Here is a 16,005-nt window from a genome sequence, read left to right on the forward strand (position 1 = left end):
CCGGAGCTGTGAGATTTACTTCCTGGCCTTGAGAATCACGAACTTCGGCGTCGCCGCCACTTGTTCCACGCCTCGAAACAACCGCGCCAGTTTGGCGTGGTAGCCCAAATGCCGGTTGCCGACGATGTACAACGCGCCGCCGGTCACCAATGCCGAACGCGCCTGTTGAAACATCCGCCAGGCGAGAAAATCCCCGACTACTTGCTGCTGATGGAACGGCGGATTGCACAGCACCACGTCCAGCGAGTCCGGTTCCTGGCCTTCAAGCCCATCGGCCGCGCGAATCACCGCTTCACGGTCACCCAGTGCCAGCCGCCAGTTTTCCTGCGCCGATTGCACGGCCATGTACGACTCATCTACCAGCGTGTACTGGGCATCCGGGTTGGCCAACGCGCTGGCAATCGCCAGCACGCCATTGCCGCAGCCCAGATCCGCCACCCGCGCTGAACCGAGGTTTTTCGGCAAGTGCGGCAGGAATGCCCGTGTGCCAATGTCCAGCCCGTCGCGACAGAACACGTTGGCGTGGTTGACCAGTTCGATTTTCGGCGCGTCCAGCGTGTAGCGCGTCGGGAAGGGCGAGGGCTGGAAGTCTTTCGGCTCGGGGGTGCAGAACAGCAATCGGGCCTTCTTGACCGCCAGCGAGGCTTGCACCGGACCGATGTAATCCTCCATCAACTCGCCTGCCGAGCGCGGCAAGTGTTTGATCATGCCCGCCGCCACGACGTGTGCGCCGGGCGCCAGTTGGCCTTGCAGGCGAATCAGTTGTTCCTCCAGCAATGCCAGGGTCTTTGGCACGCGAATCAACACCCAGTCAAACGGTCCGTTCAACGGCTCGCTGGCCGGGATCACAGGCACCGCGTTATACGCCTGGCCGTTACGGGCAAGGTTTTTTTCCAGCGCCTGAACCGCCAGAAACGAATCGGTGCTGCTGAATACGGAGGCGTGAGGGGCCAGGCTGGCGGCCAGCGCACCGAAGCTGTCGTTGAGGATCAATACGCGGGTCTGTAGCGTTACGCCGTGCTGGGCCACGTGATTGAGCAAGTACTCGTCCGCAGCGTCGAATGCTTGCAGGGGTTCATCCGACTGTTCTGGCTGGCGAATCAGATCGAGCTCGGCGAAGGGCGTGGTAAGCAGGGGCATGTGCTGGAAAATTCCATTCGTTGACGACGTGATCGGGCACGCGGCGGATGTCATGTAAGCGCCGTTGCAACCGGACTCACGAAACCAGCGATTTTACGTGTTTTTCGCGCTCGCGCACCTGCGGCTTTTCAGGGGTATCGCCACCCTCGACGTCCACTGCCATGATGGGAATGGCGCCGTGCAATGCTGCCTGCACTACCGCCGATATTTTGTTGCTGACCCCCATTTTGCGAATCGCGCTGCTGATGTGAAAGTTCACTGTGCGTATTTTCACGTTGAGAATCAGCGCCACTTCAGCGGCCGTTTTACCTTCAGCTGACCATTTGAGCACCTCTATTTCTCGCGACGTCAGGCCCCTGTGAAGCAGTGGTTTGGCAGTCGTCATGCGCAGCAGGTCCAGTTTCATGTAGTCCATCACCCACCCCATGTCCGTTTTTACTGACTGCCCTGTTCTTGAAGTCTAGAAAAGGAATCTGCTGACGAGCGTACCCTGCTCGTGGAGGGATGACGGACGGGAGTTCACGAGGCTGCGAAGCTTTCAAGCAGGTCGTTTTTTATCAACGGGTTAGCTCGACGGCCAAGGGGCGTTCATTTTTTGTCGCGATAACATCAATCGCGAAATACTCTAAAAAACGCAGGTGCTCAACCGGGCGTCGAGGGATATCACTACAAACCTGCGGTGTTTATCGGCCCCGGTTTGCGGGAAACTGTGCGTCATTGAGTGAGCGACAGGAGCCCGACGCGCCCATGACTGCCAGTGCAGAAAAATTCACCCGGCAAACGCTGCTGGACGTGACCCCGTTGACCCCGAGCCTGTTTACCCTGCGCACCACGCGTGATCCGGGGTTTCGTTTCACGGCAGGGCAATTTGCGCGTCTGGGCGTGACCAAAGCCGACGGCAGTACGGTATGGCGGGCGTATTCGGTGGTGTCATCACCCTTCGACGAATTTCTGGAGTTTTTCTCTATCGTGGTGCCAGGCGGCGAGTTCACCAGTGAGCTGAGTCGGCTGCGCGAGGGCGACACCGTGATGGTGGAGAAACAGGCCACGGGTTACCTGACCCTCGACCGCTTCACCGATGGACGCGACCTGTGGATGTTGTCCACGGGCACGGGCGTTGCGCCGTTTCTGTCGATCCTGCAGAACTTCGAAGTGTGGGAGAAGTTCGAGCGCATCATTCTGGTGTACAGCGTGCGGGAGGCGAAGGAACTGGCGTATCAGGAACTGATCGCCGAACTCACGCAACGCGAGTACCTGGCCGAGTACGCCCACAAGTTTCAGTTCATTGCGACGGTGACCCGTGAAGAGCATCCTGGCGCGCTGCACGGTCGCATCACCACACTGATCGAGAACGGCGAGCTTGAGAAGGCCGCAGGGGTTGAACTGTCGCCAGAGCATTCGCGGGTGATGATCTGTGGCAACCCGCAAATGATCGACGACACCCGCGCGCTGCTCAAAACCCGCGACATGCGCCTGGCCCTGACCCGTAAGCCGGGTCAGGTGGCGGTGGAGAATTATTGGTAAAGATACTGGCTTTTGATTCTGGCCACGCTTCTACGCCTTTCGGGCAGAAACAGCGCGTCAAACCAACCGATCAGGATTCACCGGCAGCGGCGCAGCCGGTTTGCTGTTCTGTTCTTTAAGCAGATCGCGGATCTCGGTCAGCAAGGTTTCCTGTGGCGTTGGTGCTGGCGGAACGGATGGCGCCTTGGCCTCTTCGCGTTTTAGACGGTTGATCGCTTTCACACCCATGAAAATGGCGAACGCCACAATCAGAAAGTCGATCACGGTCTGGATGAATTTGCCGTAGGCCAGAACAACGGCCGGAGCCGTTCCTTCTGCGGCGCGCAAGGTGATAGCCAAATCACTGAAGTCCACGCCGCCAATCAGCAGCCCCAAGGGCGGCATGATGACATCGCCGACGAACGACGAAACGATCTTGCCGAATGCCGCGCCAATGATGATCCCGACGGCCATATCGACCACGTTTCCTTTGACGGCAAAGGCTTTGAACTCGCTCAGTACGCTCATGGTGTATTCCTTTGTTACAGATGAGGGTGGTAGATGCAGTGTAAGTCAGTGACCTGCATCTCGCGTAATCCATTCAATCGACCGGACCGTGGCGCGTTAGTTTTATCGAATGATCCAGAAACCCGCCTCAGACTCCTTGGATAAACCCTGATGTGAGGCATGGGGTATGATTGCCCTTTTTTGCTGCGGGGGTTCCATGGCCAAGGCCAAACGCATGTATGGCTGCACGGAGTGCGGCGCGACCTTTCCCAAGTGGGCCGGGCAGTGCGGCGAATGCGGCGCCTGGAACACGCTGACCGAGACCATGATCGAGAGCGGCGGCGCAGCGGCGCCAGCGGGGCGTGGCGGATGGGCGGGGCAGCAGGCGCAGATCAAGACGCTGGCAGAGGTCAGTGTCGAGGAGATCCCGCGTTTCTCCACCAACTCGGCAGAACTGGACCGTGTCCTCGGCGGCGGTCTGGTCGATGGCTCGGTGGTGCTGATCGGCGGTGACCCCGGTATCGGCAAGTCGACCATTTTGCTGCAAACCCTCTGCGCCATCGCCGAGCGCATGCCAGCGCTGTATGTGACGGGCGAAGAGTCGCAACAACAGGTCGCCATGCGCGCCCGCCGCTTGAGTTTGCCGCAGGACAAGCTGCGGGTGATGACCGAGACCAGCATCGAAACCATCATCGCCACAGCCCGTATCGAACAGCCGAAAGTCATGGTGATCGACTCGATCCAGACCATTTTCACTGAGCAACTGCAATCGGCACCGGGCGGCGTGTCCCAAGTGAGGGAAAGTGCTGCGTTGTTGGTGCGTTACGCGAAACAGAGCGGTACGGCGATCTTTCTGGTCGGCCACGTGACCAAAGAGGGCGCATTGGCCGGACCTCGCGTGCTCGAACACATGGTCGACACGGTGCTGTATTTCGAAGGCGAGTCCGACGGGCGTCTGCGTTTGCTGCGGGCGGTGAAAAACCGTTTCGGTGCGGTCAACGAACTGGGCGTGTTCGGCATGACCGACAAGGGCCTGAAAGAGGTCTCCAACCCTTCAGCGATTTTTCTGACCCGCGCCCAGGAAGCGGTCGCAGGCAGCGTGGTCATGGCCACGTGGGAAGGCACCCGGCCAATGCTGGTGGAGGTGCAAGCGCTGGTCGACGACAGCCATCTGTCCAACCCGCGCCGCGTGACCCTCGGTCTGGATCAGAACCGGCTGTCGATGCTGCTGGCGGTGCTGCATCGCCACGGCGGCATTCCGACCCACGATCAGGACGTGTTCCTCAATGTGGTCGGTGGGGTGAAGGTGCTGGAAACCGCGTCTGATCTGGCGTTGATGGCAGCCGTCATGTCGAGCCTGCGCAATCGCGCCCTGCCGGGGGATTTGCTGGTGTTCGGCGAAGTGGGGTTGTCAGGGGAAGTGCGTCCGGTGCCCAGTGGTCAGGAGCGCTTGAAGGAAGCGGCCAAGCATGGCTTCAAACGTGCCATCGTGCCGAAAGGCAACGCACCGAAGGAGGCGCCGCCCGGACTGACCGTGGTGGCCGTGACCCGGCTGGATCAGGCGCTGGATGCGCTGTTCGAGGAGTAGAGCGATGGCGGCCGACTCGTCGGCGATGGCTCGATAACGCGACTGAAAAATTGACGCCATAATGATGTCACATTAATATCGCGCCCGTGGTTTCGCTGGCGCACTCTTCCGCGTTGCTCTGGTTACTCCCCCTCCCTCAGATTTGAATATTGCCGCGTCGGTGCTCTGGACCGATACGCACGGCTGTTCGCCCGAAATAAGGATGTTGGCTGTGAAACGGGTTTCTTGTTTTTTGCTGTTGAGCGCGATGCTTTCGCTGACGGGCTGTTTTTCTTTCAATACCTACGGCCCTCTGGGCGAGCCTGAAAAGGCAGCCTCGGTCAGCAGTCCTCGTGTTGCGCAGATGTCGGATGTGGTCATTTCCGCCCCTGATATCAACGACGACCTGCGCAAGAACGCGAGTCGTCAACTGACGGACCAGATCAATCACTACCTGGAAAGCGCCGGTTACTTCAAAGACCTGTCGGTGTTTCCGGCAAAACTAGGTGATCAGGACGTTCTGCTGAAATTCAACCTGACCTCCTTGCACGGCAAACGCACGCCGCACCCGGCTTACTTTCCGGGGGCTTTGCTGACGTTGACGATCTACATCTGGGTCAACGGCCCGGTTTACGTCGACACCTATGATCTGGCGGGCGAACTGAGCATCGAGGATCGCACGGGCAAAACGCTGGCCAAGTCGATGCAGCGAGTCGATCAGCCACGCAACGTCGGATTGTTCGATCCCGATTACGCCGCGCCCGGTCTGGGCAGTCCACAACTGCGCGCGTTGATCACCAAGCTGACAGACGACGCTGTCACGCAACTGAATGCTCACTGAAAGGATTCGACAGAATATGAAGCGCACGTTGAAAACGCTGTTGTTGCTGGTTGGGGTATCGCTGACGGGCTGCGTGTCGTACTCGCAACATGATTTGCCCGTGGTGCAAAACTGGCCGTTGCCGAACAAGGAAGCGGCAGCCAAGCCTTCGGCCTACATTCGGTTCACCACCCTGCACACGATGAATGGCCAGCAGACGCCGGGCGGCACCAACCCGGCGGCGTGGGAAAAGGTGTTCGTCGATAACGTCAAACAGTCCGAGCGCTTCCAGAGCGTGACCACCGACAAGACCGAGTCGGATGTGTATGTCTACGCCACGCTGCGCAATCAGGAAACCGGCAGTTTTGCCAGTGCGATCCTGACCGGTGCCACCCTTTACGTGATCCCGACCACGTTCGACAACAAGCTGGTTCTGGAAACGGTGTACAAGGACCGCGACGGAAAAACGCTCGGCCGTGTCGAGAAGAGTGAGACGGTCACGACCTGGATGCAATTGTTGCTGGTGTTCGCGCTGCCGTTCAACCAATCGCCGGACGGCATCATCCAGCACCTGACGCAAAGCTCGCTGGAAGAAGCGGTCAAACAGAAGCTGATCTAAGCGGACCAATCAGCAGGCACGGGGCCAGCCCCGTGCCTCATACCTCGATCAGCGCCGCCAGTTCGCGCTCCAGCTCTTTGGGATCACCCAGATTCCACTCCACTAGTCTGCGCAAATGCGTCACTGACTCCAGCCCGATGTGCTCGCAGACAAAACCCAGATGATTGTGGTCGTCGTGGGTCAGCCTCACTTCCATCTGCACGTCGATATCCACATTCAAATGAATATCGACGATGAACGGTTCGTCCGGATTGCCCAGCCAGGGCGACGGGCGTTCGATCAGCAATCCCTTTAGAGAAAGATCGATGAGGTGCACAGGCCAGCTTTTCTGGCCCTGAGTCAGCTCGGTCCTGGCATCGAACGAGATACGTTTAAAACGGCGACGCTCTTCGTGGGAATCTGTCATGACTCGACTTCTCCTGAGCCGTGTGGCGGCGAGTGCATAGACTATAGGCTAGACCATTGTTGGGGGTGGCCTTTCGCTTCAGCGGCGCTAAACTCCAAAGGCTGGTCAAATAACAAGTCCACTCAGCTGGAAATAAAAAATGAAAAACAATAATAGTCTGCTGCGCCATGTGCCCTGGCTGATTGTTGCGATTCTTGGGGCCTGCGCCCTGGGGGTGGTTGCATTGCGTCGGGGAGAGGCAATCAACGCACTCTGGATCGTGGTCGCCGCGGTTGCCATTTATCTGGTCGCTTATCGCTACTACAGCCTGTTCATCGCCAATCGTGTCATGCAACTCGATCCGACCCGGGCCACCCCGGCGGTGCTGAACAACGACGGTCTGGACTACGTGCCGACCAACAAACACATTCTTTTCGGTCACCACTTCGCCGCCATCGCAGGCGCAGGTCCGCTGGTCGGCCCGGTGCTGGCCGCGCAAATGGGTTATCTGCCTGGCACCCTCTGGCTCATCGCCGGTGTGGTATTAGCCGGTGCGGTTCAGGACTTCATGATCCTGTTCCTCTCCACCCGCCGTAATGGCCGCTCGCTGGGCGACATGGTCCGTGAGGAAATGGGCCGCATTCCCGGCACCATCGCCTTGTTCGGCTGCTTCTTGATCATGATCATCATCCTCGCGGTGCTGGCGTTGATCGTGGTCAAAGCCCTGGCCGAAAGCCCATGGGGCATGTTCACGGTCATGGCGACTATCCCGATCGCGATGTTCATGGGCATCTACATGCGCTTCATCCGTCCGGGCCGAATCGGGGAGATTTCGGTGGTAGGCGTGGTGCTGTTGCTGCTGTCGATCTGGATTGGCGGTCAGGTGGCCGCCAGCCCTGAATGGGCGCCCCTGTTCACGTTCACCGGCGTGCAGATCACCTGGATGCTCGTAGGTTACGGCTTCGTCGCCGCGATGCTGCCGGTCTGGCTGGTGCTGGCACCGCGCGATTATCTGTCGACCTTCCTGAAAATCGGCACCATCGTCGCGCTGGCCATCGGCATCCTGATTCTGGCGCCCGAGCTGAAAATGCCTGCGCTGACCCAGTTCACCGACGGTTCGGGCCCGGTCTGGAAAGGGACGCTGTTCCCGTTCCTGTTCATCACCATCGCCTGTGGCGCCGTGTCCGGCTTCCATGCGCTGATCTCTTCGGGCACCACGCCGAAACTGCTGGATAACGAGGTCAACGCCCGTTACATCGGTTACGGCGGCATGCTGATGGAATCGTTCGTGGCCATCATGGCCATGGTCGCCGCCTCGGTCATCGAGCCGGGCGTGTACTTCGCCATGAACAGCCCAGCGGCGATCGTCGGCACCGATGTCAACGCGGTCGCGCAGATGGTCAGCAGTTGGGGCTTCGTGATCACGCCGGATCAACTGGTGGCCACTGCCAAAGACATCGGCGAAAACACCATTCTGGCCCGTGCCGGTGGTGCGCCGACCCTCGCTGTCGGCATCGCGCAGATCCTGCACCAAGCTTTCCCGGGTCAGAACACCATGGCGTTCTGGTACCACTTCGCGATTCTGTTCGAAGCGCTGTTTATCCTGACAGCGGTCGATGCGGGTACTCGCGCCGGTCGCTTCATGCTGCAAGACCTGCTGGGCAGCTTCGTGCCAGCGCTCAAACGCACTGAATCCTGGAGCGCCAACGCCATCGGCACCGGTGGTTGCGTCGCGCTGTGGGGCTATCTGTTGTATCAAGGCGTGATCGATCCACTGGGCGGTATCAACACCCTGTGGCCGCTGTTCGGTATCTCCAACCAGATGCTGGCCGGTATCGCGCTGATGCTGGCCACCGTGGTGCTGATCAAAATGAAGCGTCAACAGTACGCGTGGGTGACGATTCTCCCGGCGTCGTGGCTGCTGATCTGCACCGTGACAGCGGGCTTCATCAAGCTGTTCGACCCAAGCCCTGCGGTTGGCTTCCTGGCTCTGGCCAAGAAATACAGCGCGGCGGCAGACGCCGGTCAAGTGTTGGCCCCGGCCAAATCCATGGAGCAGATGCAGCACGTGATCTTCAATGCGTACACCAACGCGGCGCTGACCACGCTGTTCCTGTTCGTGGTGCTGAGCATCCTGTTCTATGCGATCAAGGTCGGTCGCGCGGCGTGGGTCAAGCAAGAGCGTACCGACAAGGAAGCGCCGTTCCAGGCCTTCCCTAAAACCCATTGAGTGCGCGCTGACGCGAGGAGTTGTGTATGTTCAATGACTTGAGTCGGCTGGGTAAGTATCTGGGTCAGGCGGCGCGTCTGATGGTCGGCATGCCGGACTACGACACCTACGTCGAACATATGCAGACCAAACACCCGGACAAACCGGTGATGTCGTACGAGGTGTTCTTTCGGGAACGCCAGGATGCGCGTTACGGCGGCAAGGGTGGGCCGAAGTGTTGTTGATAGGTCGATAACACCGCTTTACACGCGTGGGAGCCGGCTTGCTGGCGAATGCGGAGTGTCAGACGACGCAATGTTGAAGGACGCACTGCATTCGTCGGAACGCCGCCCGCAGCAAGCCGGCTCCCACATTAATCCGTCGTATTGCCACAGATTTGCGTTGTATTGGAGACATCTGTTTTGTTCACACCCATCCCCGTCACCGTCCTGAGTGGCTTTCTCGGCGCAGGCAAGACCACGCTGCTGCGTCACCTCCTCAAAGAAGAGCACGGCCTGAAAATCGCCGTGATCGAAAACGAATTCAGTGATGCCGGGGTCGATACCCAGTTGCTGGGCGATGAGCCCGTGCAAGTCATGACCCTGTCCAACGGCTGTGTGTGCTGCACCATTCACACCGATCTCACCAAGGCCCTTGTGCTGCTGCTTGAGCGGCTGGACTGCGGCGAGATCTTCTTCGACCGGTTGGTGATCGAATGCACAGGCCTGGCCGACCCGGCCCCTGTGGCGCAAACCTTTTTCATCGACGAAGAACTGCGTGAGCGTTACATCCTCGATGGCATCATCACGCTGGTCGACGCAGCCCACGCCGACACCCATCTGGAACAGACCATCGCCCAGGCTCAGATCGGCTTTGCCGACCGCCTGCTGGTGAGCAAGACCGATCTGGTGGATGAAGCAACGTTCAAGGCCCTGAGCGAGCGCCTGACCCGCATTAACCGCCGGGCACCGGTTCGTGTAGTCGAGCACGGCAAGATCGATCTGGCCGAATTACTCGACGTGCGCGGCTTCAACCTCAACGCCGATGTCGGCGGCATGTTGCTGCGTCCGGCCGCGCCTTCGGGGCGTTCGATCGACCGCATCAGCAGCCTGGTGCTGCGCAGCGACAAGGCCCTGGATATCGACAAACTCAGCGAGTTCATGAATGACCTGCTGGAAGCCCACGGCAAACAACTGTTGCGCTACAAAGGCGTGCTGAACATTGCCGGTGAAGACCGCAAGTTGGTGTTTCAGGGCGTGTTGAAGCTGTATGGCTTCGACTTTGATGTGGAGTGGAGGGCAGACGAACAGCGCGAGAGCGTGATGGTGTTCATCGCCGATGAGTTACCGGAAGAGAAGATTCGGGAGGGGTTTGCCAGAGTTGCTGTGGACTGACGCACAGCGAATCCTTGTGGGAGCCGGCTTGCTGGCGAAAGCGTCAGGTCAAACACCTCTATGCTGAATGACACCGCTTTCGCCAGTTCAAGCCGGCTCCCACAGGGTGTGTATTTCATGGAGGGTAAGGCGTCGCCTGAATAAAAAACCCGGCTAAAGAGCCGGGCTTTTCACATCAGCGAACCGCTATCAAGCGCCGTAAACCGGCAGCTTGGCGCAGATGGCCTTGACCTTCTCGCGAACGGCGTCGATCACCGCCTCGTTGTTCAGGTCAGCCAGGATGTCGCAGATCCAGCCCGCCAGTTCCTTGCACTCTGCTTCCTTGAAGCCACGAGTGGTCACAGCCGGGGTGCCGAAGCGCAGGCCGGAAGTGACGAACGGGGAGCGTGGGTCGTTTGGCACGGAGTTCTTGTTCACGGTAATGAAGGCGCGACCCAGCGCGGCGTCGGCGTCTTTACCGGAAATGTCCTGTTTGATCAGGGACAGCAGGAACAGGTGGTTTTCAGTACCGCCGGAAACGACGTCAAAACCGCGCTCGATGAACACGGCGGCCATGGCCTTGGCGTTCTTCACGACTTGTTGCTGGTACGCCTTGAACTCAGGCTGCAACGCTTCTTTGAAGCAGATCGCTTTGGCGGCGATCACGTGCTCCAGAGGACCGCCTTGACCGCCCGGGAAGACCGCGGAGTTCAGCTTCTTCTCGATGTCGGCGTTGGCGCGCGCCAGGATCAGGCCGCCACGTGGACCGCGCAGGGTTTTGTGGGTAGTGGTGGTCACAACGTCAGCGAAGGGCACCGGGTTCGGGTAGACGCCTGCGGCGACCAGACCGGCTACGTGAGCCATGTCGACGAACAGATAAGCGCCAACCTTGTCAGCGATGGCGCGGAAACGGGCGAAGTCCAGCACTTGCGAGTAGGCCGAGAAACCGGCAACGATCATTTTTGGCTTGTGCTCGACCGCCAGGCGCTCGACTTCGTCGTAGTCGATCAGGCCGTTGCCGTCGATACCGTACTGAACAGCGTTGTACAGCTTGCCGGACGAAGAAACGCTGGCGCCGTGGGTCAGGTGACCGCCGTGGGCCAGGCTCATGCCCAGAATGGTGTCACCTGCATTCAGCAGTGCCAGGTAAACGGCGCTGTTGGCCTGGGAACCGGCGTGCGGCTGGACGTTGGCGTAGTCAGCGCCGAACAGCTCTTTGGCGCGATCGATGGCCAGTTGCTCGACGATGTCGACGTATTCGCAACCACCGTAGTAACGCTTGCCTGGGTAGCCTTCAGCGTACTTGTTGGTCAAAACCGAGCCTTGCGCTTCCATCACCGCAGGGCTGGTGTAGTTTTCCGAGGCGATCAGCTCGATGTGCTCTTCCTGGCGCTTGGCTTCTTGTTCCATAGCAGCAAACAGGTCGGAGTCGTACTTGGCGATAGTCAAATTACGGCTGAACATGGCGGTCCTCGAGGATCGGGCAGTTGAAAAGGGGGGCATTCTACCGCATCGGGTTTCATATGACATATGAAAGGCGGTCATGCCGCAGACAAGCGGTTTTCATGTGCCTGAATGGCTGACCCGTGACGTTGTGGGAGACGGCTTGCTGGCGAAAGCGCAGGGTCATTCAATGTTGAGCTGTCTGACCTGACGCCTTCGCCAGCAAGCCGGCTCCCACAGTTGTTGCGTCGCATCGGTGGCAAGCGGGCGTTCAATCGATCATGAACAACGCATCGTTGCTGAACTGCGCCTCGAACCGCGTGGCAGGCATCGGGCGGCCGAACAGGTAGCCTTGCACCTCGTCACACCCGTGTTCGCGCAGGAAGTCCAGTTGTTCGTGGGTCTCCACGCCTTCGGCGATCACCGCGAGGTTCAGACTATGCGCCATCGCGATGATGGCGCGGGCGATCTGTGCGTCTTGCTCGCCGGACGGCAGGCCGTCAACGAACGTGCGGTCGATCTTCAGCACGTCGATGGGGAATTGCTTGAGGTAGTTGAGCGACGAGTAACCGGTGCCGAAGTCGTCGACCGCAATGCTCAGGCCCAACCGCTTGAGGCTGTCGAGGATCTGCATCGCTTCGCTGACTTCGCGCATCAGGATACTTTCGGTCAGTTCCAGTTCCAGGCACGCAGGGGGGAGGCCGGTTTCCTGAAGAATGTTGGCGATGCGCATGCCCAACTGGCCATCAGAGAACTGCCGCGCCGAAATGTTGACCGACACTTTCGGCACGCGGACTTTGGCCTGATGCCATTCGCGCAGTTGCCGACAGGCCTCTTTGAGCACCCATTCGCCGACTTCCACTACCAGACCCAGCTCTTCGAGCACCGGAATGAAATCCCCCGGCGGAACCAGCCCTCGACGCGGATGGCGCCAGCGCAACAGGGCCTCAGTGCCAGTCAGGCGCTTGCCGTCGCCGCTGAACTGCGGCTGGTAGAACAGGGTGAACTCTTCTTGCTCCAGTGCGTGGCGCAAATCGCTTTCCAGTTCCAGACGCTCCAGCGCACTGGCGTTCATGTCCGCCTGGTAGAACTGGAAGTTATTCTTGCCGCGCTCTTTGGCGTGGTACATCGCCGTATCGGCGTTCTTCATCAACTGGCTCAACTCATGGCCGTCCTGCGGGCTGAGCGCGATGCCGATACTGGCGGTGACGAAGAACTCCCGGCCTTCCAGCACGAAAGGTTTCACCAGGCTGGCCAGAATCTGTTCGGCGACATGAATGGCGCGGGTCAGCGCCGCCTGTTGTGAAGCCCCCGGTTGCAACAGCAGCGTGAATTCGTCGCCGCCCATGCGTGCGACGGTATCGTCTTCGGCCACGCACTCCAGCAGTCGCGAGGCCATTTCCTTGAGCATGCGGTCGCCAGCGGCGTGACCCAGAGAGTCGTTGATCGGTTTGAAACGGTCCAGATCGAGGAACATCAGCACGACCCACGCACTCTGGCGCTCGGCATGTTGCAATGCCGTGTGGAGTCGATCCTGGAAAAGCGTCCGGTTGGGCAGATGCGTCAGGGCGTCGTAATAGGCCAGGCGATGAATGCGTTGCTCGCTGGCCTTGCGTTCGCTGATGTCGCTGAAGAAACACACGTAACTGGCCAGATCACCTTCGTCATCGAACACTGCCGTGATGCCGACCCACGCCGGGTAATGCTCGCCGTCCCGCCGCTTGAGCCACAGTTCGCCTTCCCAACTGCCGCGCTGGTGCAATTGCTTGAGGATGTAGCCCATGTGGGCTTCCTGCTGATCCTCGACCGTGAGCATCACCGGCAATTGATCCAGCACTTGCGAAACCGCATAGCCACTGACCCGGCTGAACGCGTCGTTGGCCTGCACGATGTAGCCGGCAGGGTCGGTGATCAGAATGGCCGATGTCGAGTGTTCGAATACGGTCGCCGCCATGCGCAGGTCTTTTTCCGCGCGGCGCTGCTGACTGATATCACGACCCACGCCGAGAATGCCTTCAAACGCACCCGAATCGTCCCACACCAGCACCAGACGCAGTTCGACCGGAATTTTGCGCCCGTCCGCCCGTAAGCAGTCGAAAAGGAACACCTGAGTCGGCACTTCGCTGCGCAATTGCGACAATACGTCGGGCTTGTTCAGCGCCTTGCCCACTCTGTGCAATAGCGCCTGGACACCCGCTAACTGTTGAGGGTTGGCGATGATCGAGCTCCACCCGTTTTCCAGTATCCAATCGGCGCTGTAGCCCAGCACGGTGTTCACCGAAGGGCTGACGTAGTTCGGGCGCAAGCGGGCATCGGTGGAGAAAATCACGTCGCTAATGCTTTCTGCCAGCATGCGATAACGCTGCTCGCTGTCGCGCAGAGACTGACTCGCTTCGACCTGTTCAGTGATGTCCTTGGCCACACCGATGATGCGGGTGATCCGGCCATTTTCGTCCCGCGCCAAGGCTTGCTCGCGAATATCCAGACGCCGCCAGTTGCCCCGACGGTCCCGGAAGCGCAATTGCTCCTGGATCAGGTCGCTGCGGTTCTCTTCGCTGCGCATCAGACGCAGGCGCTCATAAGGTTCGGTGTCGTCCGGGTGAAGCAGGATTTCCCAGAAGTATTCGCCCATCTCCTGCACGTCTTGCCTGCTGTAGCCCAGCGAGTGCCCCAGATGGTGGTTGCTGTAGATCATGCGCCGGGTCACGACATCCTGAACGTACAGGTGATCGGGGACGGTCTGGACCACTTCCGACCAGAAGCTCTCACGCTCCTGCAACGCCAGCTCGGTCTGCTTGCGATTGGTGACGTCGTTGATATTGAGGATGACGGCGTTGAAGTCTTCCGGGTGCTCGGGAAGGCGCACCACCAGCCACAAATGCTGATCGTTGCCCTTGGCGTCCGGGAGGACGATTTCCAGCTCCAGTTGCGGCTGGCAGTCGAGTACGGCGCTCAACACTTGCACACCGATGCCCTGTTGCGAGCGCGGACAGCCTTCGATCAGTTGCTTCCAGACCTGCTCGGCGGATTCGGCGCGCAACAGACTGGCGGCCACCTGATTGACCTCGGTGATGCGCAACTGGCGCAACAGCCCTTTGAGCTGATCCGGATGATTGAGCAGGCGTGTGTGCAGTTCTTCGCTGTTGTCGATTTGCAGATGCTTGAGGTAAGCGGGCAAGCCGGACAGGTCAAGCACGCACAGCGCAACACCGGTCCCTTCGAAGATGTCTTTGTAGCGACGGCGGCTTTCGTGCAACTGCTGCTGGCGGCGATGCAGGCTGCGCAATGCCAGCAACGGCAGGATGGAGCAGAGCAGCGCGATCAGGCATTTGCCGATCAAGGGGGCGATCAAGGCCTGGCGGGCTTTGGTGGTATCGAACAGGCCACGCAGTTGCCAGTCGCTGTTGGTCAGCGGTTCGAGCAATACGGTCTGGACGTCGCCGCTGGCGGCTTCGTCCGTATCGGTTTCACTCCGATAAACCAGATGTTGGGTGGTGCGATTTTCCAGTTGCCACGCTGCTTTGTAATCCTGATCGCTTTGCCGTGTCAGGGATTTCAGCGCCTGCGGGTTGAGGCGAATGGCCCAGTAGCGCTCGGTATCGCCGCCGGGTTGGCGCACGAACAGGTAAAACAGCGATCCATCCGGCGCGTCGGCGTAATAATAGGTGCGGCCCTTGATACGCTCGCGCTGCTGAGTCAAAAAGCTGGCGTCCGAGCTGTTCAGTGCGCTGTCGATCAGGATATTGGCGTCGCTGTCGAGCCACGCCACGCTGCGCAGCTCCGGCATGGCCTGGCGCAGCCGCTCCAGCGTTGCGGCGTGTTGTTCGGTGGTTTGCGCACGCCCTTTGGCATCGTCCAGTACGTTGAGGGCGACCTGTGCGTTGAGCGCCATGTTCAGGCTCAGGCGGTCGGCCAGTTGAATGCTGTAATCGACGCTGCGTTGATGTTGCCGCTCCTGCGTTTGCTGGAACTGTTCGAACAGTTGCCATAACAACAGCACGAGCATCAGCAGCACCAGCACTGCCAGCGCGCCTTTGAGCGAGCCCCGGAAAGGCACTGACGTCGCGCTTTTAGTCGAGCGCAAAGGAGAAATGGGGGCTGGTGTGGACAAACTGTGATCCTGACTGCTGGACTGAATCAGCGTGTGCGAAATGTACTATAAGCTCGACGCCCAAAGGGCGGCTAGCATGCCCTGACTTGTGGCTAAGTGCCAGCCTTATCGGCCCGCACGGTTTGCCCTGTCGACCGCATTCGGGTAGTTTGGCGCGACGCGCGAAGTGCCCAGTTCTGCAAGACTTGCGCATTGCTTGCAAACATTGCTCCAGCTCCATGACCGATACTCGGAAGTTCCCGATGTCGCCGTTGTACGGATCAAGTCTTAATCAATTCAAGGCCCTGAATCGGCTGGCGGCAAGTTGCGACGATAAATAAAAAGCAAT

12 protein-coding genes and 1 pseudogene are annotated in these 16,005 nt (G+C 59.5%); 7 read left to right on the forward strand and 6 right to left on the reverse strand.

Annotated elements, in window-relative coordinates; genetic code table 11:
* Nucleotides 1–15: 15 nt before the first annotated feature.
* Nucleotides 16–1,140 carry a methyltransferase gene (locus tag ACI2KB_RS25720; RefSeq protein WP_404639296.1) on the reverse strand — a complete coding sequence of 375 codons (1,125 nt, stop codon included), beginning with the start codon at nt 1,138–1,140 and terminating at the stop codon, nt 16–18.
* 175 nt (nt 1,141–1,315) lie between these two features.
* Nucleotides 1,316–1,525, reverse strand: a pseudogene (locus tag ACI2KB_RS25725) (helix-turn-helix transcriptional regulator); the annotation flags it as partial.
* A 362-nt stretch (nt 1,526–1,887) separates the two neighbouring features.
* Here ACI2KB_RS25725 and ACI2KB_RS25730 point away from each other — a divergent pair.
* Nucleotides 1,888–2,664 (forward strand): ferredoxin--NADP reductase, encoded by a 777-nt coding sequence (locus ACI2KB_RS25730; protein WP_404639298.1) that lies wholly within the window; start codon nt 1,888–1,890, stop codon nt 2,662–2,664.
* 57 nt (nt 2,665–2,721) lie between these two features.
* Here ACI2KB_RS25730 and mscL read toward each other — a convergent pair whose 3' ends face one another.
* Entirely contained in the window at nt 2,722–3,171 is a 450-nt protein-coding gene (gene mscL, locus ACI2KB_RS25735; protein WP_404639300.1) for a large-conductance mechanosensitive channel protein MscL, read from the reverse strand.
* Nucleotides 3,172–3,367: 196 nt separating this feature from the next.
* Here mscL and radA point away from each other — a divergent pair, with 196 nt between their 5' ends.
* The 3 genes from radA (at nt 3,368) to ACI2KB_RS25750 (ending at nt 6,156) form a co-directional block, all read left to right on the forward strand.
* The gene (gene radA, locus ACI2KB_RS25740; protein WP_404639302.1) at nt 3,368–4,738 is read left to right on the forward strand and encodes a DNA repair protein RadA; all 1,371 of its coding nucleotides are present in this window, start codon (nt 3,368–3,370) and stop codon (nt 4,736–4,738) included.
* Nucleotides 4,739–4,949: 211 nt separating this feature from the next.
* Nucleotides 4,950–5,558 (forward strand): hypothetical protein, encoded by a 609-nt coding sequence (locus ACI2KB_RS25745; RefSeq protein ID WP_256602076.1) that lies wholly within the window; start codon nt 4,950–4,952, stop codon nt 5,556–5,558.
* Between the two features lie 16 nt (nt 5,559–5,574).
* Nucleotides 5,575–6,156, forward strand: a complete 582-nt coding sequence (locus ACI2KB_RS25750; RefSeq protein WP_404639304.1) for a hypothetical protein — start codon at nt 5,575–5,577, stop codon at nt 6,154–6,156.
* A gap of 37 nt (nt 6,157–6,193) precedes the next feature.
* Here the strand turns inward: ACI2KB_RS25750 and ACI2KB_RS25755 are convergent, their stop codons facing one another.
* A complete protein-coding gene (locus ACI2KB_RS25755; RefSeq protein WP_404639306.1) occupies nt 6,194–6,562 on the reverse strand; it encodes a PilZ domain-containing protein in 369 nt (122 codons plus the stop codon).
* 139 nt (nt 6,563–6,701) lie between these two features.
* Between ACI2KB_RS25755 and ACI2KB_RS25760 the strand changes: the two genes are divergently transcribed.
* From ACI2KB_RS25760 to yjiA, 3 genes are all read left to right on the forward strand, one after another.
* Entirely contained in the window at nt 6,702–8,771 is a 2,070-nt protein-coding gene (locus tag ACI2KB_RS25760; RefSeq protein WP_404639308.1) for a carbon starvation CstA family protein, read from the forward strand.
* Nucleotides 8,772–8,797: 26 nt separating this feature from the next.
* Complete coding sequence (locus ACI2KB_RS25765; RefSeq protein WP_404639310.1) at nt 8,798–8,995, forward strand: YbdD/YjiX family protein; 198 nt, start codon at nt 8,798–8,800, stop codon at nt 8,993–8,995.
* Nucleotides 8,996–9,172: 177 nt separating this feature from the next.
* Nucleotides 9,173–10,144 carry a GTPase gene (yjiA, locus tag ACI2KB_RS25770; RefSeq protein WP_404639312.1) on the forward strand — a complete coding sequence of 324 codons (972 nt, stop codon included), beginning with the start codon at nt 9,173–9,175 and terminating at the stop codon, nt 10,142–10,144.
* Between the two features lie 189 nt (nt 10,145–10,333).
* Here the strand turns inward: yjiA and glyA are convergent, their stop codons facing one another.
* Together glyA and ACI2KB_RS25780 are read right to left on the reverse strand one after the other, a co-directional pair.
* Nucleotides 10,334–11,587 carry a serine hydroxymethyltransferase gene (gene glyA, locus ACI2KB_RS25775; RefSeq protein WP_404639314.1) on the reverse strand — a complete coding sequence of 418 codons (1,254 nt, stop codon included), beginning with the start codon at nt 11,585–11,587 and terminating at the stop codon, nt 10,334–10,336.
* A 250-nt stretch (nt 11,588–11,837) separates the two neighbouring features.
* Nucleotides 11,838–15,677: an EAL domain-containing protein gene (locus ACI2KB_RS25780; protein ID WP_404639316.1), complete on the reverse strand. Its 3,840-nt coding sequence runs from the start codon at nt 15,675–15,677 to the stop codon at nt 11,838–11,840.
* Between the last annotated feature and the right edge of the window lie 328 nt (nt 15,678–16,005).

It is taken from the genome of Pseudomonas sp. NPDC088444 (assembly GCF_044900175.1).
Lineage (GTDB): Bacteria > Pseudomonadota > Gammaproteobacteria > Pseudomonadales > Pseudomonadaceae > Aquipseudomonas.